The sequence below is a fragment of the Leptolyngbya sp. NIES-2104 genome, from assembly GCF_001485215.1.
Lineage (GTDB): Bacteria > Cyanobacteriota > Cyanobacteriia > Leptolyngbyales > Leptolyngbyaceae > Leptolyngbya.
In genome coordinates this window covers 4,343,097-4,362,748 of record NZ_BBWW01000001.1, presented here as the reverse complement: position 1 = coordinate 4,362,748, position 19,652 = coordinate 4,343,097, and the positions used below count along the sequence as shown (strand labels likewise).

The following is a 19,652-nucleotide window of genomic DNA, read 5'->3' as shown; positions in this document are numbered from 1 at the left end:
TGCTGCTGTGCTATTTGTTTGAGTTGACATCTGTGAGGGAATCATGAAGACGAATTCACTTGACTGTGATGCACCGACTTAAAATAGTGGATAAGGAATAATGTTCTGGAATCGTGCTGCTCGATTGGGGCATCAAGGGTCGCTTGCGCTCAAAACATTGATCAATATGTCGATTCGGATCACGCTCGTCGTGTTACTTTCGGCAGGCACGAGCTATTTGCACATCATGGCGAATCTGGAAACTCAAACCAGAGAGCAACTCAGCAAATACATCATTGAGCGCGGGGCAAAAGAAAGTTACTTCTTCCTCCAACAAGAAGAAAATCACAAGCGATTCAAAGCTGATTTCCTCTCTCGGTTAGCAGCAATGGGCGATCGTGATCCCAAAGCTGAATTCGATCGACTTTACTTTGAGCAAGCGGATCACACGATTCGCCTTCGCCCTGAGTTTTACCAGGGTAATTCTGAGACAGGAGCATTCACAGAACGTGGGATGAGTGGATTTCTCGGTTCATCAAAAGTAGTGGATGCAAACTATCGCCGCATTGCTGTAATTAGCTACGAGATGCTGAGAACCTATGGGCCTGCCTGGGATCATCGCGTCCTGAATCTTTACACTACGCCTCGCCCCTATAACTCTGCGCTGATTTATTGGAGTGGAACCAATTGGGGCAATGACATCACAGCAGAGACCGATGTAAGCAAAGAGCATTGGTATTACTATACTGACCCCGAACACAACCGCGATCGCACTCCGCAATGGACTGCCCTATTCTACGAAGGAGTCACACGGGTCTTCATGACGACGCTTTCGACTCCGATTGATTTTCAGGGACATCATGTGGCATCGGTGGGCACTGATATTCCCGTCGGCAACTTGATTGATACTGCAATTCAGGATCATTTAGTCGGCGCGTACAACGTTATTTTTCGAGCTGATGGACGCTTGATTGCTCATCCTGAGCATGAACAAGATTTAGAAAATAGTGGGGGAGAGTTTGAGATTCTGCAAGCAGGTGATGAGCATTTCAAACGCATTTATCAACTGGTACAGAACTCAGCTAACGGAGATACAGTTATCGAAAATAAAAGCGATCGCGAATTTTTAGCAATCAGCAAAGTGCAAGGACCGAACTGGTATTTCGTTACGGTTTATCCCAAATCCTTGCTAACTGGACAAGCCTTGGATGCGGCTCGATTTATTCTGATTTCGGGTCTGATTGCGTTACTCATTGAGATTGTCCTGTTGTTCTTTGTCCTCGATCGTAAGATTGCAAATCCGCTGAATCAACTGGTCGGTGCTGCTGATCAAGTCGCAGGCGGAAACTTCAAGGTACAACTCGACACAGAGCGCAATGATGAACTGGGACGGTTAGCGCAAGCGTTTACAAGCATGACGACTCAGCTAGAAGACTCATTCGCTAACTTAGAGCGACGCGTGGCTGAGCGAACGACTGAACTGGCTCAAGCCAAACGCATCGCGGATAGTGCCAATCAAGCCAAAAGCGAATTTCTCGCGAACATGAGCCACGAACTCAGAACACCGCTGAATGGCATCTTAGGTTATGCTCAAATTCTTCAGCGCAATGAGCCACTGAGCGATCGCGCTGACAGAGGCATCGATATTATTTACCAATGCGGCTCACACCTGCTCACGTTGATTAACGACATTCTCGACCTTTCAAAAATCGAAGCACGCAAGCTCGAACTTCACTGTAGCGATTTCCATTTCCCCTCGTTTCTCGATAGCGTTGCTGAAATCTGCCGGATTCGAGCGGAACAAAAAGGCATTGAATTTATCTATGCACCGACCCATCTGCCCACCGGAGTCAGAACCGACGAAAAGCGATTGCGTCAAGTGTTGATCAATCTGTTGGGCAACGCGATTAAATTCACAGAGCAAGGCAGTGTTACTTTCTTAGTTGAGATTGAACCGACGACGGCAGGGCAACTCAAAGCACGATTCAGCATTAAGGATACAGGTGTCGGCATGACACCTGAGCAGTTAAACAAAATCTTCTTGCCCTTTGAGCAAGTTGGGAGCGCGAAAAAACAAGCAGAAGGAACTGGACTCGGATTGTCGATCTCTCAGCGGATTGTGGAACTGATGGGAAGTCCGCTTCAAGTTGAGAGTGAATTTGGCACTGGAAGTTGCTTTTGGTTTGAAGTGGAACTTACAGAAGCGACAGACTGGGCGATCGCGGCTCGGCAAAGTAGCCAAGGAACCGTGATTGCTTACGAAGGCGAAAAGCGGAAAATTCTCGTCGTGGACGATCGCTGGGAAAATCGCGCTGTCTTAGTGAACCTGCTTGAACCTGTTGGATTTACGCTGCTCGAAGCTTGCGATGGACAGGAAGGCTTAGCGCAACTCGAAGCCGCTCACCCAGATTTAATCATTACGGATCTCGCCATGCCTATAATGGATGGGTTTGAGATGTTGAAGCAACTCCGCCAAAATCTAGCGTTACGATCGCTGCCTGTGATTGTCTCTTCCGCTAGTGTGTTCGACATTGACCAGAACCGGAGTATTGCAGCGGGTGGTAATGCTTTTTTACCGAAACCTGTGCAAGCAGAAACATTGCTAGAAAAGATACAGGAGCAGTTAAATCTGACCTGGATTTATCAAGCGATCGCGGCTCAGGTTGAGGAGACAACCGAAATCATTCCACCGTCGATCGAAATACTTAAACAGCTATACGAGTTAGTGGAGGAGGGCGATTTTTTCAAAATCGAAGCAGAAGCCCGTGCCCTTGCACAAGCTCAGCCTGAGTGTGCTGCCTTCGCAAAAATCATGATCGAACTAGCAGGCAGTTTCCAAGCTAAAAAAATGATTGTGTTGCTGCAAGGCTACTTGGAGGGTGAATCATGAGCAGTGCATTTATCTTAGTAGTCGATGATAATCCCAATAATTTGTCGGTGATTTCGCAAGCGCTCCGAAGTGTGGGGTGGGAAGTTCGTATGGCAGTGGATGGCGAGGATGCACTAAACAAGGTGGCTCAGAAGCGACCTGAACTGATTTTGTTAGATGTCCAAATGCCTGGAATGGATGGATTTGAAGTCTGTCAGCAGCTTAAAGCAGATGCGGAAACTGCTACAATTCCAGTCATTTTCATGACCGCCCTTTCAGATACCACTAGCAAAGTCAAAGGCTTATCGCTGGGTGCTGTGGATTATATTACTAAACCATTTGAGCAAGAAGAAGTGATCGCTCGCGTCAAGCTCCATCTTCAACTACGACAACTAACGCAAACGCTCGAACAGCAAGTGCAGAATCGAACGCTGCGACTGCAACAAGCACTAGAAGATCTACAACAATCTCAACTTCAGTTGATCCAAAGCGAGAAAATGTCTGCATTGGGCAATCTCGTTGCGGGTGTGGCACACGAAATTAACAATCCAGTCGGCTGCATTGTGGGTAATATTGGAGCCGTTCAGAACTATATGGCGGATCTCTTCAAAGCGATCGATCTTTGCCTTGCTAGGGTTGGCGATCCTGACTTGATCGAAAAACTTGAGGAACTTGACCTAGATTTTCTGCGAGAAGATTTGCCTAAAGTCATCAAAGCGATTGAATCGAGCAGCGATCGCATCACGTCAATCAGCAAAAGTCTTCGCACCTTCTCGCGTTCAGATACGGAGACTCAGCAATTCTTCAACTTACACGATGGAATTGACAGCACGATTCTGATCTTACGGCATCGCTTGAAAGCCAATGAACATCGACCAGAGATCGAAGTAGTGATGAATTATGACGAGATTCCAATGCTGAATTGTTTTCCAGGACAACTCAATCAAGTCTTTATGAATCTACTAGCAAATGCGATCGATGCCGTAGAAACTACTAATACTCCTCAAATTACAATTTGTACTAGCACTGAGAATAACGATATCAAGATTACGATCGCGGACAACGGCATTGGTATGACAGAAGCAGTGCGAGCAAAAGTCTTTGACCATGCCTTCACCACTAAAGCAGTCGGCAAGGGAACTGGACTGGGACTTGCGATCGTACACCAAATTATCGTGCAACAACATTGGGGTACAATAGCAGTCTTCTCAGAACCTCAGCAAGGAACAACCTTTGTTCTGAAATTGCCCCCTGCCAGTAATGCTACTGTATAGATACATCTCGATTGAAACTCCAACCCCTGAGTACATCTGGAAACGCATTGTTCTTACTGACCACCGTTGCAGTCTGTCCGGCTCGAATGCGACTCACATCCAGTTCGTAAACTTCTGCGACTGCTACCATGCTCTGGGTTTGCCCCAGGCTAATGATGCCTTGAGTCCCCACTAATTCGCCAAGACGAGTGTGAATTTTGAGAACTTGTCCAGCTTGGGGCGATCGCACCGTTGCCAAATCTAATTCTGCCTGTGCCCGTGCGACACTTGCCTGTGCTTGTGCGACTTGCGATCGCACTACATTCACATCGACTGGACGCACCGCTGCAACTTGATCGAGGGTGGCTTGTGCTTCTGCGACCTGCTTCTGTCGAGACAACTGAATTCGACTTAAATTTGCCTGTGCTTCGTTGAGTTATTGCCGCACAGTATCAACAGTCAATTGCTTGCCATCCCGCAAGGAAGCAGAAACGGCTCCTTCAGCATAAAGTGTTTGATAGCGCCGATCTTCAAGTTCTGCGTTGTGAAGTTCTGCTTCTAGACGGGCGATCGTCGCTTCCTGAGCAGTTGTTTCAGTTTGAAGTTCTACTTGTTGGCGATCGACCACTTGCGCCTGTGCCAGAATCTCTCCCGACTTTGCACCCGCTTCGACCTGCGCTAACCGAGCTTGAGCAACCCTTAACTGCTCTTGTGCTTCCTGCAACGCTGCTTGTCTCCGCTCGTAAGTATCGAGAACCGCAATCACATCACCTTTGCGAATCTGCTGAGCGTGACTCACTCTGAGCGCTTCGACTCGCGCACCTTCTGAGGAAGTCGGCGCAAACACTTGAATCACCTCACCCTCTGGCTCCAATCTCCCCAAAGCAGAGACGGTTTCAACCCCAGGCGCAGCAGCGACAGCACTCGGTTGCTGAATCGGACAACTCAACCACACTCGATAAACACCACCACCAACTAGCAGCAGAAAACCGACTCCAAACATCGCACCTAAACGCGGCGATCGCCATTTAGCTTGGTTCATGTTTTGCCTCATTGCTCATACCCAGCGCCGCACTCTCGCCTTGTAGCGAAGATATTCATCGCCGAATTTTCGCTCTAAATAATGCTCTTCGCGCTCAATTACACCGATTTGAACCACAACAATTAACGGCAACAGCAGCAACAATGCCCAGAGTGCGTTCCCCAGTAGCGCAATGCCTCCGTAAAGCATTGCTAAAGATAAGTAAATCGGGTTGCGGCTAAAACTAAACGCTCCGTCGGAGACAATTGCCGTGGTGGGTTGAGAAGGATTAACGGCAGTCTGTGCGCGGTGCATAGCGCGAAACGCCGAAATTGAGATCGAAGCTGCGCCGATCAGGACGACGATGCCTGATGCGATCGCGACCAATCGCGGCAGAAAGGGAACCGGAAAAATGAATTGAAGCAAGAGTCCGATCGCGAGGGTTCCGGCAAAAAGCGCGGGCGGAAATGCAATCACTCCAGGATTATCTACTGTTTCTTCCGACATTGTAGTTTCCTCAAATGTTGACTCTATTTACTCGAATTATTGTATTCAAGTTTTTGAGTACAATAATTAAGGTATACTCAACCTATTGAATCCGTCAAGTAGAATTTTGTTATGGCACTCAAGCACACCATCCTGGCATTTCTGTCTCGTCAGCCGCTCAGCGGCTATGAGGTCGCCAAAGAATTTGCCGAAGGGTTTGGCAGTTGCTTTTGGAAAGCGAGTCAGCAGCAGGTTTATGCCGAACTCACAAAGCTAGAGCAGCAGGGTAGTGTCACCTATGAGGCGATTCCTCAACCCGGACGACTTGATAAAAAAATCTATTCCATCACCGAGTCAGGACAGCAAGAACTAACCGACTGGCTGACAAAACCTTGTGAACCCGCTGCAATTCGTGAGGATTTAGGCGTGATGGGATTGGCTGGACACCTCGTTCCTCATCAGACCGTGAGACGCGAAATTGAACGGCGGCGACAACTGCATTCTGAAATGGTGCAACACGTCAAAAAATTAGATGAGTATTTCTCCCAACATCTCGATTCACTTGAACTCAAGGATATTTATATGCACTTAGTGATTCGTCGCGGTATCCGATATCAAGAAGAGTGGGTCGCTTGGTGTGATGAGGCGATTCAGGCGATCGAGCAAGCTGTGAAGCGTCAAGCAGTTGAGCAAGAAAAGAATCGTCTTGAACTTTAACGTTTCGCACTTGTCGATCGCAGGTAATGTGAGCCAGGAAACGATACCCCTTAACAAACGAATGCTGATAACTTCAATCTATGCTGCCATTCTGGGTCTTGTGTTTGCGGCGCTGAGTATCCGCACACTTCTGCTGAGACGGCAACTCGGAGTCGCGATCGGAGACGGAGACCAAGCGGCACTGGCAAGAGCGATTCGCGTTCACGCAAACTTTGCAGAGTATGTTCCACTTTCACTCATCTTGATCTATTTCTCAGAAATTCAGATGCAGACAAGCCTTTGGATTCACCTTTTGTGCAGCGCTCTGGTAATCGGACGCATTATTCATGCGATCGGGGTCAGCCAAGTCAAAGAGAACTTTCGCTATCGAGTTATTGGTATGGGAGTGACATTCACGGTAATGATTTCCGCATCAATTGGATTAATGATTAGTGGTGGTCTTCATCTTGGCGCTTAATTGGTGCGTATTTTTACATTAGACGAAATAATCGGGCTGAAGTTCGCTGTTCATAAGGAGCGTGAGCAGGGCGGGTAATCAATTCCATGTGCATTCCCCACGGCGTGACAAAATAGGTGGAAATGATGCCTGCTTCTTCGCCTTCATCGGCAGTGTGAACGATCGAGTCTAGAACTTGAACATCAGGTTGCGCTTTTAGGTAGGCAATTGCCGCATTCATATCATCCACATAAAAGGCAAGATGCCGCCCACCTGCATCACTGACTCTCGGTGGTATTGTTATTTGATCGGGAGCCTTGAACTCCACCAATTCGATGTTGTTGACGGGACCGCAGCGCAACAAAGCTAATCGAACTTCTCCATTTGGGCTGGCTCCTAGATGCGTTTGCATCCAATTTGGCTCTGGTTCTCCATACGGTCCTGCTTGATAAAGCAATTCACAGCCGAGGACTGACGTGAAAAAGTGGATTGCTTGCTCGATATCTGGGACGGTATAGCCCGCATGGTCGATGTTTCGAGCCGTGGGAATGCCGCCTTTGAAGCCGCCAGTCATACAACACCTCTTAAACGCTTGTTCTCAACAGATTGAAAGAACGTAAACAGTTGGTCAATCAGGGCATCAGGACGCTCATCGGGGATGAAATGTCCGCAGCGATCGACACTCCCCCCGCGAACATCTGTCGCAACAGATTGCATCATCAGTTTGACCTTTTCTCCGATCGACTTTTCCCCACCCAGCGCGAGAACTGGAGTCTGAATTGGATGGTTTGCAATTGCTTCGGTTTGCTGAACGGATTCAAAGATGGCGCGATAGACCCCTAATGCGCCTCGAATGCCTGCGGGAGTGGCGAAAGTGCGGAGGTATTCGTTGATCGCTTCAGGCTCGATCGCGCTTGAATCAACACAGTAGGTCTTGTAGAAATAGCTCAAGAATTCTTGCTCACGTCCGGCAATCAAAGTTTCAGGTAGCTCAGGCGCGAGAAAGAATGTCCACCACCACAAGCCACCGTTCTGGGTCGATTGGGGTGAGAACTGAAAGATTTGCTGAAGATGGGCTTGGAGCAACACAGGTTCTTCTAAATAGGTCAAGCTTAAGACTTCATCCGGATAGTCGTTTGTATAGATCAAAGCAGGTGGCGCACCCATGTCGTGAGCAACAATATGGATTTTCTCAAACCCTAACTGTTGAATGAGTTGGCGGAAGTCCTCGGAGAGCGATCGTGCATCGTACCCAGTTTCCGGTTTATCAGAATCGCCATAACCGCGCATATCTGGCACAATTACGGTGTATCGCTCAGCCAGCGCAGGCATGATTTTTCGCCAGCAGTACCAAGTCTCTAAAAAACCATGCCAGAGCAGGATCGGCTCACCCGATCCGCCTATGACATAGTGCAGCTTTACGCCGTTTGCCTCAGTGGTGTGATGGGAAAAGGTTGAACTTAGCGTGATCATTTTTGGATTCCTTGTTGCTGCATTGCTCGTTGTACTCCTTCATCGTTGCGCCAATGCTGGTAGAAGCGATCGATCTGCGGATAGTTCGAGAGTCCATTCGGTAACAGATTGCCCCACCGAATCATGGCAAAGGCATAAGGGTCAGCAATCGTTCGCCGATCTCCGACTAAATGTTCTTTGTTTTCGAGGTGTTGATCTAAATGGCGGTAGACCCGATCGATCAATTTGTAAGCAGCTTCTTTGACCGAATTTCGCGCTGGCTCAGAGTCATCAATCAAGTAACGTTGTGGTGCAAAGAATGGGAAAAAAGCAGGATGCACGTCCCCAGTCAGGAACGCTAACCAGCGATCGAGTTCATACGCTCCTTCCAGTGTTCCGTCATCATTCAATTGGGCTTCTGGATACTTATGCGCTAAATACTTCAGCACAGCATCCGCCTGATTCATCACGCTACTATTGCCGTCCATCAGCGCAGGAACTTGCCCCAAGGGATTGAGCCTCAAATACTCTGGGTCACTGGGTTTTACTTTCTGAAGCTCATACGGTTGACCAATCCATTCGAGAACGATGTGAGGCGCGAGGGCGCAAGTTCCAGGAGCGTAGAATAGTTTCATCATGATGATTTGAGCAAGGGAGAACCGTCCATAATCATGCGAAAATCTTCGACCAGTTCTCCACGTCGTCGAATAATGCTGGCAGCGGGTAGAACAATACGATCGCCTGTTTTGCGAGTAAAAGTGACTTCTGCTTCAAATACGGCTGAATTATCACCCAACCAGAGTCCAACATTGCGATGGCTCATTGATTGTAGGTTTTTGTAGAACTCAGAGAGCATTTGTGCGATCGCGGCTTTTCCACGAGCAGGCTCTTGATTGCCAAAGCGAAACTGTCCATCCTCGGTGTAGTGCTTCACTACATTCTCAGGATCAAAGCTATCGACATCTCGAAAGTAATTCCAGACCCACTCTGCGGTGATGTCTTTCCCAGTTCCTTGAACAATGATATTTTCTGCAATCATATCGAATATCTCCTACTATGGGCGTTGATTCACAGCAAGCTCGCCTGATTTCGCGGTCAGTCCCCCTTTCGCGCTCCATCCGCCGTCAACTGGAACATTAATTCCGGTGACAAACGAGGATTCATCAGAGGCAAGCCACAAAGCACAGTAAGCAATGTCTTCAGGCTCTCCTGTTCGATTTAAGAGTGTCCAACCCTCATAAGTCAGACGAAAGCTCGGATCTTTGTCAAGCTGAGGCAGAGTTGCAGGCGTATTAATCGGACCAGGTGAAATTGCATTCGCCCGAATGTTATGAGGCGCACCTTCTAGTGCAAGCTGGTGAGTGAGGGCAATGACTCCGCCTTTCCCAGCAGCATGAGCGATCGAGCCAATATGCTCATTCGCCCGCATTCCCGAAACTGAAGCGGTATTGATAATCGAACCACCGCCTCGCGTAATCAAATGTGACCAAGCTGCTTGTGTGACAAAGAAAAGACCATCAAGTTCGTAACGGATAGTACGATGCCAATCATCTGCACTCATCTCTGCGAAAGGCGCAAACCATTCTAAAGCAGCATTGTTGTAAACAATGTCAATACCGCCGTGACGCTTCGCAGCAGCATTCACCCAATCTTTAGCAGCTTGAGCCTCTGTGATATCAAGCGTTGCTGCATCCATCTGCCCGCCTGATCCAGTCACCATTTGAGCCGTTTTCTGGTTCTCGTCGCCTTTGAGGTCGCAACCGACCACAATCGCGCCTTCTTGAGCAAACAATCGAGCAGCAGCCCGCCCTTGACCATCTGCCGTTCCGGTAATCAATGCAACTTTACCTGTCAGTCGTCCGACCATCTTGATTCTCCAATTTACGATGACTATCAACCCGCAGGACTGGAATACACTTCACCACCGTCTACTAAAATTTCTGCACCTGTGACAAATGCTGCTAAGTCACTTGCTAGTACGAGAACCATTCGAGCAATGTCATCCGGTTCGCCCATACGTCTCGATGGATACATCTTTGCCGTTGCACCTCTTGCATCACCGCCCTGCAATCGATCGAGTTCTTGCATATTTGCTTCAACGCCAGGTGTATCCGTCAATCCAGGACCGACCGCCACCACTCGAATGCCATACTTTCCCCATTCATTCGCGAGTGCTGCCGTCAATCCTCGCACACCCCACTTTGAAGCCACATAATGGGGCTGTTCAGGCACACTATGAAAGGCAAGGCTAGACGCGATATTAATGATCACGCCGCTGCCTTGGGCTTTCATCTTGCGTCCTGCGGCTCGACAGCCGTAGAACGTTCCGGTGAGGTTGGTATCGATCGTCTCTTGCCACTGTTCATCGGTCAGATCCATTGCAGTATGAATCGGCAGCAATCCCGCATCGTTTACCCAAACATCAAGCCTGCCAAACTCCTGCATGGCGCGTTCTGCCACTTGCTCGACTTGATCCGATTGGCGAATGTCAGCCGTTACGGAGAGGATGCCATTAGAGGATTCAAACGGTTCAGTTCTGCGATCGACCGCAATGATTTTAGCTCCAGATTGGTGAAGACGGTTGACGATCGCTTGACCAATTCCGCGTGCTGCACCCGTGACAACAACAACGCGATTTTCAAGCGAGATCAGTTCAGATAGCGTTTTATGGGCAACACTGGGAAATGCAATTTTCTCAGACATCAGGTTACTCCTTTGTCATTACTGGGATTGGGTTGAAATAATTCGATCAAAACTCCATTGTTGTCTTTGAAAAAGGTGTAGCGTTCCCCCTGAGAATTGGGAATCTCGGCAAGGTCAGTCACAAACTCAATTCCTTGCTGCTTGAGCGTGTGAACTGTGGTTTCGATATCTTCTACCGCTAAAGCAATATGATTTAAGCCTCGAACTTGAATATTGGTTGCAACTTCATTTCGATAGGTAGGCATCGGCTCAGCATTTTCAACTTCAAAGATTTCAAGTCGAAACTCTCCCAAGCTCATAAATGCAGCTTTCATCTTCAAGGCTTCAACCTCATAGGTATAGTCATAGGTGAACCCTAAATTTTTGCTGTACCACTGAATCGTCTCCTCTAAGCTATGTGCTGTGATTCCAAAGTGATGAAGTCGTAACATTGAGTTGCTCCTCGTGTTCTAGATCGTAAGAATGCTGCCACCATCAACGCGCACATTGGTTCCATTGATGTAATCAGCTAGAGGACTACTTAGAAAAGTTACAACATTAGCAACGTCTTCAGGTTGAGCAAGCCGACCTGTAGGATTATCGAGTTCGGTGGTTAAGACGTGTTGTTCGATCGCGCTCCACTCAGTAGTACGCCCTTCTTTCTCTGCTGCCTCAGTTAATCGCTGGCGAATTTGCTCGGTGACAATGATGCCGGGACTAACGACATTCACCGTGACTCCAGTACGATCGAAGCGTTTCGATAAGCTTTTGGTTAAGTTCAAAACTGCACATTTCGCTGCTGCATAATCGGGCATCATCGCGAAGGGTTGCAGGGATTGGGCGCTAGCAATATTGATGATGCGTCCCCAACCTTGGGTTTCTAAGTGCGATCGCAATGCACTTACTAGGCGAACAATCACCAGCACAACGCCGTCATACATCTGTGCCCAATCGTCTGCTCCTACATCCTCCCAGGTTTCGTAATGCCCAATCAGAGCCGCATTGTTAATCAGAATATCAATTCCACCAAACGCTTGAAGGGCAGATTGAGCAATGTGATCTGTCGAATCTTGAGTGCTAAGATCTCCCAGGACTGTTTCTGCCTTGCCACCTGCGGCGCGAATCTCTGAAGTCACAGCCTCAGTTCGCTCCAGATTCCGTCCATGCACGATGACGAAAGCACCTTCCTGTGCCAACGTCTTTGCAATGATGGCTCCAGTTCCACTGCTTGCCCCAGTGACTAGAGCGCGTTTCCCTGCCAACTTCAAATCCATCAAAGTACTCCTTCAGGTTAAGGTCATTATGCGAAGAACATCGAAGCGAAAGCTCTGTCAAAAGAAAGATTCGTGCTGAGGCTGGTTTACCGAGGAACGCCCTGCGGGATGATGCCCTGCATCTGAGTTCGCTGCTCTCGTTCAGGCTGTGCGGGGACAACATTGCCTTGAGCCATCAATTGAACGTTTCGCAAGTTCACCGCAACTCGCGCAATGTTTGCACCGTGATGAAAAGCGGCTTCTAATGCTTCTGGATCGAGTTGTTGGGGTGTCGCAGGCTCCATTTGTCTGCCACCTGTGCGAACGTGTGCTCCCCAGTGCATTCCGGCGGCATTGAAACCGGGAGTGGTTTTAGGAAGGGTCACAAGCACCATGCCAAGAGATGCGAGATTTCCCAACATACTTAATTGTGCAAGTTCGCAGCCTGCTCCACAGTCGCCATGTCCGCCCCCGGTAGTAAATACGCCGCCCACGCGACCGACCATATCATCAAAAAACCAGCTAGGTTCACACACGAGATCGACAAATCGCTTCATTTCCCAACTCATTGATCGCTGATGCACTGGAGACCCCATAATCAAGGCATCGCAATCTTTGAAGTCCGTTCGATCGACTTCATCCACCGACTTCATCACAACTTTTGTTGATTGAATTGATCGCGCTCCCTCTGCCACAATTTCAGCCACGCGCTGAGTATGTCCTTGCAAGGAGTGAAACACAATCAGGATATAAGTATCAGCCATTCGCTTGCTCCTACTATCAAAATGAAAATACAGTGCGTAGTGTTCCAGTGACGATCGTGCCGTTGCTGTCTTGATTACCCGGATGAGTAATGATTTGAATCAATGGTGTGAGGCTAATGTTGTCGTTTAAGGGAAGGTTATAAAAGGCTTCAATATTGGTTTGAGTGGCATCACCAACGGCATTTTCGATAAAGGGTTGCCCCACTGCAAGACCTGCGATCGATTTCGGAATCAACAGATCTTGAAAAGCAATTCCTGCCATCCAGTAGTTCGGTTGAATGTTTCCGAAGCTTGTACCGTCATAGTTACTGTAGCCATATCGACCGAATAGCCCAACCTGTTGTGAGAGTGCTAATTCAACGTTGACCCCAAACACATCAAAGCGCTGTTCGGATAGTTTTCCGCCGCTATACTGCAATCGCACTGAGAAAGCCTGTGAGGGTGCATATTCAAGTTCAATAGTTCCTTGATACGGCGCACCGAATAGACCACGACGACCTGTAAGCCTGGGAACTAGCAGTTGAGCGAAAGGCGCGATCTCGCTCACCTGTCCTTCTCGATCTGGGTTCGCAGCGTCAGCCGCTAAATAAACGGCTCGTAACTTGAATGGACTTTGAGCCGGACTCCAATCTAAAGCGGCTCCCACTGATGGAGCATTAATCGGAAACAGCAAATCGTTATTCACAAATGCCAGAGTGGAAAAATCTGTGATTTTATTGGCATAGCGATTGCGATCGACAAAATCAGTGCTGACGATCGCAGAACCAACCGTCACTTTCAAATCTTGCACTGGATTGAAGGCGTAGTAGAGCCGCGAAACGCCCAATCGCTGATTAGGTGTGCCTCGCACCGTATACTCCAAAGTGCTGCCAAAGTTGGGTTCTAAAAAACCTGCGGTCTGTTCTCGACCACGAGCGCTGAGACTATCTAACCGCAATTTCAGCAAGTCTTGACCGCTAAAACTGGTATCGAAATCGAGTGCTGCACGATAAAAGACCGTTGGATTCGGGTTGGTATTCGTGATAACTCTGCCTGTCGGATCAAGAATACGTTCACCCCTAAAGCCACCTGCATTTGCTGCAAGAACAACTTGCCCGGTCAGTTTTGTGGTAGTCGAAAACTGCTGTTTTTCTAAGGTTGCTGTGCGGGCTTCTAACTGATCAACACGACCGCGCAAGACCGTTAATTCTTTGCTGTACTCAGCTTGTAGCCGTTGTAATGTGGCTAAATCTTCTTGACTCACAATGTTACTCGTACTTGCGGTAACAAGCTCATTGATGCGGTTTAGGCAAGAATTTAATCCCGCTGCAAATTCGTAACGAGTGAGCGCACGATTGCCACGAAAGGTTTGATTTGGGGAGCCTGAAAGACAGCCGTATCGATCGATGAGCGATCGTAGCGCCTGAAATGCCCAATCAGTAGATTGCACATCCGAAAGCTGATCGACACCTGTCACTTGGGTGAACGAGTCCCCAGCAATTGCTTCAGAAGCAGAGCTAGTCTTAATTTCTACAATAATTAGAGAAAATAGTAAAATCGAGAGGCTTGCAGGGATAGCATTGACTTGAGAACGGTTTAAGCAGGACATCGGACGACTCGCGAAACATTAGTAAATGAGCGTTGTTGCACTCTGCTTTGAGCTAGAAAAGCGCAGTTTAAGTTGATCCGCCATGACTTCTGCAATCAAAACTGCTGTGACGTTCGTGTTGGCTCGAACAATATCTGGCATGATCGAGGCATCCGCAACAAATAGATTCTCAGTTCCAATCACTTGACCCTTTGGATCAACGACGGTCATTGAGTCAGAAGGTGATCCCATACGACAGGTTCCCGCTGGATGAAAGAATTGAGCGCAGTACTCTAGCATTGCAGCTTCTAAAGTGGCATCGTCTGCAAAATCAGCGATCGGGCGACCCGACTGCATCCGAGGAGCAAACTGAGGGTCAGAGGCAGCTAATTCTAAAATCGCTTGACTTTGAACCATCTCAAATAAATGTCGCACTCCCGCTTTTAGACGCACCAAATCGCGTCGATCGTTTAACATTCCTACCCAGATTGAAGGATCTTTGGCTGGATCAAGACTCGTTAGCTCAACTTTACCGACCGAAAATATATCAAACAAATCCAGCACGATTCCACCCGTCCGAACCGCGTCCGAAGTTGCACCCATTAAATTCATCGGGAACATGACCAAATCATTCGCCCGTCCCCCTTCAATGCCTGAACTCCATTGCAAGTAAAAACTTGATAGTAAGCTATCTGAATTCGGCATTCGATACTGTTCTTTGAGTGGAAAAACAACGGACAGCATGGGATGGTCTTTTAGGTTCGCACCAACACCAGGTAAATCGACTAAGACGCTGATATCTAATGCTTTGAGTTGATTCGCGGCTCCAATTCCCGATCGCATTAAAATTGCAGGCGAGTAGATGCTTCCCGCACACAGTACAATTTGACTCCCACGAAACGCTCGTTGTTCATTGTTAATGATCGCCTTGACCCCGATCGCTTGCTGACCTTTAAACAGCACTTTATCGACTAAAGCTCCGCCGAGAATGGTTAGATTTGCACGATCGCGCACTGGTTCGAGGTAGGCATCATTCGTCGTCACGCGCTGACCCTGACGCACATTCAGAGGAATCCTCGATAAGCCTGTTGCACCGGGAGCATTTAAGTCTAAATCTGCATTTGATTCTGTGTGTCCGAATGCGATCGCGGTCTCTTGAAAAGCGCGATCGACGTATCCCCAATCCTGTGCTTGCGGTCGCCACACTGGAATTGTACCTGCATTGCCATGATAGGGACGATCCAATTCATCCGCTTCGCTTTTATTCAGATACGGCAGCATTTCATCTGCTGACCATCCCGAACAACCGAGCGACACCCAATGATCATAATCATCCATCGGTGGGCGCATCCAAATTTGACCATTAATCGAGGAGCCACCCCCTAATCCTTTGCCGACCATGTAAGGTTCTGGTTGTTTCTGAGTCGTCAGCGTCCCCTGCAAACTTTCCCAGTAGTAGCCCTCCTGAGTCAGCATCTTAAAGAAGTTGTACCCTCGCAACTCTGGGGAAGCATCCTGACTCCGCCAGTTTTGTCCCGCTTCCAGCAATAAGACCGAGACACTCGCATCTTCGGAAAGCCGAGCAGCGATCGTGGCTCCAGCAGAACCACCCCCAACAATGATGTAGTCATACTCCGGCATCGCGCTTCTCCTCTCTAAAGCATGACGAAAGTGGAACAGTCACAGCACAGTTTCATCCCACCTCTAACCGTAAAGAAGCCATGATGGTTTTTCATCTAGCTTTCTATCAATTTTTGCTTCTGCATTTTAGTGGAGCGTTGAGCCATCCAAACGATCGAGCAACCGATCTAACTTTCGTTAGAGTCCTGGCTTCTGAGCGGCTCAGAGACCAATAATGCCGCGTTTCAGAGCTAGCACGACTGCATGAGTCCGATCGTCTACTTCAAACTTGTGCAAAATACTATTGATATGCGATTTTACGGTTCCTTCACTGATTTTTAGCGCTTGACTGATTTCGCGATTGTTTTTACCTGCTGCAATGAGGCGAAGCACCTCGCATTCTCGATCGCTAATCGTCTCACTCTCCATCCGCCCGATCAGTTTTTCTGCCACCACTCCAGAAATCTGCTTGCGTCCGGCATAAACTGTGCGAATCGTGCCAATCAATTCTTGGCGCGGCACATCTTTCAGCAAGTAGGACATCGCTCCCGCTTGCAAGCCGCGATAGATGTCTTCGTCGCCGTCGTAGGTCGTAAGAATGATGATTCGGGCACTGGGAGCATCCCGACGAATCCGGGCGATCGCTTCACTGCCAGAAACGTTCGGCATTCGCAGATCCATCAAAGTCACATCGGGCTGATGTTGAGAAAATAGCTCGATCGCGCTTTGTCCGTCTTCTGCTTCAGCTACCACAATCATGTCGGGCTGATCGGTAATCAAGCTGACAATGCCTTCGCGCACGATCGGATGATCATCCGCCACGAGAACGCGAATTGGCTTAGTCATGTTGTTCTGCCTCCGGATCTAATCTTGTCGTGACACAGATGGTTGTGCCTTCTCCAGGATGACTGAGAATGCTGAAATCTGCCCCAATTTCTTTGGCTCGATCGCGCATACACACCAAGCCAAAGCCGTCTGTCTTTAGCGATCGAATCTCAAAGCCTTGTCCGTCATCTTGGATCTGTAAGCAAAGGATAGCCTGAGTGTACGTCAGGGTAATTGTGGCGTGAGTGGCATCCGCGTGTTTGAGAATGTTCGTGACGGCTTCTTGAGTGATTCGTAACAAGTGGCTTTCATGGTGATCTGGTAGCGGTTGCGTTGTCCCGTAACACTCAAATTGAATTTGTAGCGGTGTATCGTCAGACATGATTTGAATCAACCGTGAGATCGCTTCGCACAAGTTCCCCGTTTCGAGCGATCGTGGACGTAGGGCTTGAACAGAACGTCGCGCTTCGGCTAAACTTTCGCGGGCGAGTTGACGGGCACGATCCAGGCGCGATCGGGCTTTTTCGGGATCTTCGCTCATGACACTTTCTGCGCCTTCGAGATGCACCACAATGCCTGTAAATCCTTGTGCGAGGGTGTCGTGAATTTCACGCGCCATACGGTTACGCTCTTCTAACAAGACGGTCTTCTGTGCCTCTTCTGCTAATCGTGATAGCTGAATGGCTAAAGTAACTTGATGCGCTAGGGCTTGCACAAACTCTAATTCACTCGGTTGAGAGGTTCGCGCTTCTGACAAACGTAATGCAAACGAGCCAATCAGTCGCTCCCCAAACCATAAGGGAATAATGAGAATCGCTTTAATGCCCATCCCATTTAAGAAGGTACAACTTGCTTGGGTGAATATCGGTGTCACCACTTCCAGCAGATAGGGTTGCCGTTGGTCAAGGCGAAATACCCAGTTCGGTTTCTGCAAGCGAAGTTGCTGAGAGTGTGCAGCATTCGCCCGAAGTTGAGCGGAGGGGCAGGCTTGGTCATTGATGTGCATTAAGTGCAGCGTCACAGTTTGCAGCGAGGCATCAAACAGCCATAGTAAAGAAGCAGGCGCATTCATCTGGCGAGCAATCACGCCCAGCACATGGTCAATGAACTTGTCTAAATCTGGCTCGGTTGCCAAAACCTCCAGCGATCGCTTCAGAGCCTCATTCGCTCTGGTTAGTTCTGTAGTTTGCTCTTGTTCTGCCTGAAGTAACGCTTGCTGTGTTTCTCGCAGCTCCGTAATGTCGATTTGAGTGCCCCAACCTGTGCTGACACACTCATCTTCAATGATACTAATGATACTATTGAGAAAATACCGCTTTTTTCCATTGACATCCATTTCCTCAGATTCTGCATTGCGAATTTGCCATCCATTTCTACAAATTGTCTGCATCATCGCTAACGTTTTTTCTGAGGATTGTTGATGCACAGTAGCAAGTCTCAGCCCTGCGATTTCTTCTCCCTTTTCTAGTCCGTACATTCTTGCCAAAGCATCGTTCGCCTGAACAAAAGAATGATAGCGATACACTAACTCGACTTGTTCATGAAGCGTTAAATTGACCGAGACAGGCTGATCCAAGTGCCAGCGATAAATGCCTTCGCTGCTGATCTCGAACAGCGATCGATACAATGCCTCCGATTTTCGCAGTTCGTCCTCTTTTGCCTGACGCTCGATCGCCGCTGCAATACTATCCGCCGCAATCTTCAAAATTGCAATTTCTGCCTCATCAAACAGTCGTGCTTCTCCACAATTATCAAAGCCAATGTGTCCCCAACACTGTCCTTGCACCAAGATTGGCACAATTAGCAGCGATATACAGCCATGAGCCTCAAAGAATGCTCTCAAACAAGGTTCTTCCACGTCTGCCACGAGAAAGTTAACGGTTTCTCCCTGCAAGAGTTGTTGTTCAAAAGCAGCAAGTTTATCGGTCATAAATCCAGCTTGAAACTCTGGAGAACCGACCAAAACGCTAGGAATTCCTGCTCGACACCATTCATTTAGTAGTTTGACCGCAGGCTTGTCTGACTGCGGCTCAGTGGTTTCTTGGGTAAGGGCACATCGATCGCTTCCCACCGCCTCGCCCAACAGCCGCACGACATCCGGAAGAACAGTGATATAGTCCGGCGATCGTAAAAGTAGATTGGCAACTTCAGCGATCGTGCTAAGTAGTCGGGCGCGTTCTTGAGTAGCACGGTCTTTCTCTTGCAGCAATTCTTTCTGTACTGCAAAGAAAACATTCATATCAGCCGTGATTTCTACAATCTCCTCGACCACACCCGCAGCGTTCCAAATCGGGGCATAATGCCCGCGCCCATGATCAAATTTTCCACTTTCAAAATCCCTTGACGCATCATAAGTCGTTGGCGGCTCAATCACTGCTTCTCCGGCAAATGCTCTCTGCATATAAGGTAACGTCCCATTTTCCGCCAATTGAGAATTGTCAAACACGGGAGCTGCTTGCTGATTTAACTGGTTGATCGATAGTCCAAATAAATCTTCAGCCGCCGAATTTATCTGAGTACAGTAGCCATCAGTATTAATTAGCACCATGCTAATTGGTGCATTCTCAAACACCTGACGATATCGCGATTCAGATTTGCGGAGGCGATCGTTTTCTTGCTGAAGGGTTTCGAGGTGCGATCGCGCTTGAGCCAGTTCCGCTTCCAAAGCTGCAATTCTCTCTGGCTCTGTGCCCTTTTCATTCATGCGGTTGCCCTCCTCGATCACGAT

18 protein-coding genes and 1 pseudogene are annotated in these 19,652 nt (G+C 48.4%); 4 read left to right on the top strand and 15 right to left on the bottom strand.

Going from position 1 to position 19,652, the window contains the following annotated elements:
* Positions 1 to 100: 100 nt before the first annotated feature.
* Both NIES2104_RS20835 and NIES2104_RS20830 read left to right on the top strand, forming a co-directional pair.
* Positions 101 to 2,869, top strand: a complete 2,769-nt coding sequence (locus NIES2104_RS20835; RefSeq protein WP_156427011.1) for an ATP-binding protein — start codon at positions 101 to 103, stop codon at positions 2,867 to 2,869.
* A complete protein-coding gene (locus tag NIES2104_RS20830; RefSeq protein ID WP_059000158.1) occupies positions 2,866 to 4,122 on the top strand; it encodes a sensor histidine kinase in 1,257 nt (418 codons plus the stop codon). The genes NIES2104_RS20835 and NIES2104_RS20830 overlap by 4 nt, the downstream gene beginning before the upstream one ends.
* Here the strand turns inward: NIES2104_RS20830 and NIES2104_RS33045 are convergent.
* Together NIES2104_RS33045 and NIES2104_RS20815 are read right to left on the bottom strand one after the other, a co-directional pair.
* Positions 4,112 to 5,104: pseudogene (locus NIES2104_RS33045) on the bottom strand (biotin/lipoyl-binding protein). The gene NIES2104_RS20830 and the pseudogene NIES2104_RS33045 sit on opposite strands and share 11 nt — an antisense overlap.
* A gap of 54 nt (positions 5,105 to 5,158) precedes the next feature.
* The gene (locus NIES2104_RS20815; protein ID WP_059000155.1) at positions 5,159 to 5,629 is read right to left on the bottom strand and encodes an isoprenylcysteine carboxylmethyltransferase family protein; all 471 of its coding nucleotides are present in this window, start codon (positions 5,627 to 5,629) and stop codon (positions 5,159 to 5,161) included.
* A gap of 111 nt (positions 5,630 to 5,740) precedes the next feature.
* On the opposite strand from NIES2104_RS20815, the gene NIES2104_RS20810 reads away from it, so the two are divergent.
* Positions 5,741 to 6,325 (top strand): PadR family transcriptional regulator, encoded by a 585-nt coding sequence (locus NIES2104_RS20810; protein ID WP_059000154.1) that lies wholly within the window; start codon positions 5,741 to 5,743, stop codon positions 6,323 to 6,325.
* Between the two features lie 61 nt (positions 6,326 to 6,386).
* On the top strand, positions 6,387 to 6,782 hold the full coding sequence (locus NIES2104_RS20805; protein ID WP_059000153.1) for an MAPEG family protein: 396 nt from the start codon (positions 6,387 to 6,389) through the stop codon (positions 6,780 to 6,782).
* A gap of 13 nt (positions 6,783 to 6,795) precedes the next feature.
* Here the strand turns inward: NIES2104_RS20805 and NIES2104_RS20800 are convergent, their stop codons facing one another.
* From NIES2104_RS20800 to NIES2104_RS20740, 13 genes are all read right to left on the bottom strand, one after another.
* Entirely contained in the window at positions 6,796 to 7,335 is a 540-nt protein-coding gene (locus NIES2104_RS20800) for a VOC family protein (protein ID WP_059000152.1), read from the bottom strand.
* A complete protein-coding gene (locus NIES2104_RS20795) occupies positions 7,332 to 8,234 on the bottom strand; it encodes an alpha/beta fold hydrolase (RefSeq protein ID WP_059000151.1) in 903 nt (300 codons plus the stop codon). The genes NIES2104_RS20800 and NIES2104_RS20795 overlap by 4 nt, the downstream gene beginning before the upstream one ends.
* Complete coding sequence (locus NIES2104_RS20790) at positions 8,231 to 8,851, bottom strand: glutathione S-transferase family protein (RefSeq protein ID WP_059000150.1); 621 nt, start codon at positions 8,849 to 8,851, stop codon at positions 8,231 to 8,233. The genes NIES2104_RS20795 and NIES2104_RS20790 overlap by 4 nt, the downstream gene beginning before the upstream one ends.
* Positions 8,848 to 9,252 (bottom strand): nuclear transport factor 2 family protein, encoded by a 405-nt coding sequence (locus tag NIES2104_RS20785; protein ID WP_059000149.1) that lies wholly within the window; start codon positions 9,250 to 9,252, stop codon positions 8,848 to 8,850. Before NIES2104_RS20785 ends, NIES2104_RS20790 begins: the two co-directional genes overlap by 4 nt.
* Positions 9,253 to 9,267: 15 nt before the next feature.
* A complete protein-coding gene (locus NIES2104_RS20780; RefSeq protein WP_059000148.1) occupies positions 9,268 to 10,080 on the bottom strand; it encodes an SDR family NAD(P)-dependent oxidoreductase in 813 nt (270 codons plus the stop codon).
* Positions 10,081 to 10,106: 26 nt separating this feature from the next.
* Positions 10,107 to 10,916, bottom strand: a complete 810-nt coding sequence (locus NIES2104_RS20775; RefSeq protein WP_059000147.1) for an SDR family NAD(P)-dependent oxidoreductase — start codon at positions 10,914 to 10,916, stop codon at positions 10,107 to 10,109.
* Positions 10,916 to 11,347, bottom strand: a complete 432-nt coding sequence (locus NIES2104_RS20770; RefSeq protein ID WP_059000146.1) for a VOC family protein — start codon at positions 11,345 to 11,347, stop codon at positions 10,916 to 10,918. The genes NIES2104_RS20775 and NIES2104_RS20770 overlap by 1 nt, the downstream gene beginning before the upstream one ends.
* An 18-nt stretch (positions 11,348 to 11,365) precedes the next feature.
* Positions 11,366 to 12,169 carry an SDR family NAD(P)-dependent oxidoreductase gene (locus NIES2104_RS20765; protein ID WP_059000145.1) on the bottom strand — a complete coding sequence of 268 codons (804 nt, stop codon included), beginning with the start codon at positions 12,167 to 12,169 and terminating at the stop codon, positions 11,366 to 11,368.
* 86 nt (positions 12,170 to 12,255) lie between these two features.
* The gene (locus NIES2104_RS20760; RefSeq protein ID WP_339375245.1) at positions 12,256 to 12,945 is read right to left on the bottom strand and encodes a flavodoxin domain-containing protein; all 690 of its coding nucleotides are present in this window, start codon (positions 12,943 to 12,945) and stop codon (positions 12,256 to 12,258) included.
* A complete protein-coding gene (locus NIES2104_RS20755; RefSeq protein ID WP_059000144.1) occupies positions 12,929 to 14,500 on the bottom strand; it encodes an iron uptake porin in 1,572 nt (523 codons plus the stop codon). The genes NIES2104_RS20760 and NIES2104_RS20755 overlap by 17 nt, the downstream gene beginning before the upstream one ends.
* Positions 14,501 to 14,518: 18 nt before the next feature.
* On the bottom strand, positions 14,519 to 16,120 hold the full coding sequence (locus NIES2104_RS20750) for a GMC family oxidoreductase (protein WP_059000143.1): 1,602 nt from the start codon (positions 16,118 to 16,120) through the stop codon (positions 14,519 to 14,521).
* Between the two features lie 201 nt (positions 16,121 to 16,321).
* Complete coding sequence (locus tag NIES2104_RS20745) at positions 16,322 to 16,945, bottom strand: response regulator transcription factor (protein ID WP_059000142.1); 624 nt, start codon at positions 16,943 to 16,945, stop codon at positions 16,322 to 16,324.
* On the bottom strand, positions 16,938 to 19,628 hold the full coding sequence (locus tag NIES2104_RS20740; protein WP_059000141.1) for a GAF domain-containing protein: 2,691 nt from the start codon (positions 19,626 to 19,628) through the stop codon (positions 16,938 to 16,940). The genes NIES2104_RS20745 and NIES2104_RS20740 overlap by 8 nt, the downstream gene beginning before the upstream one ends.
* Positions 19,629 to 19,652 lie beyond the last annotated feature (24 nt).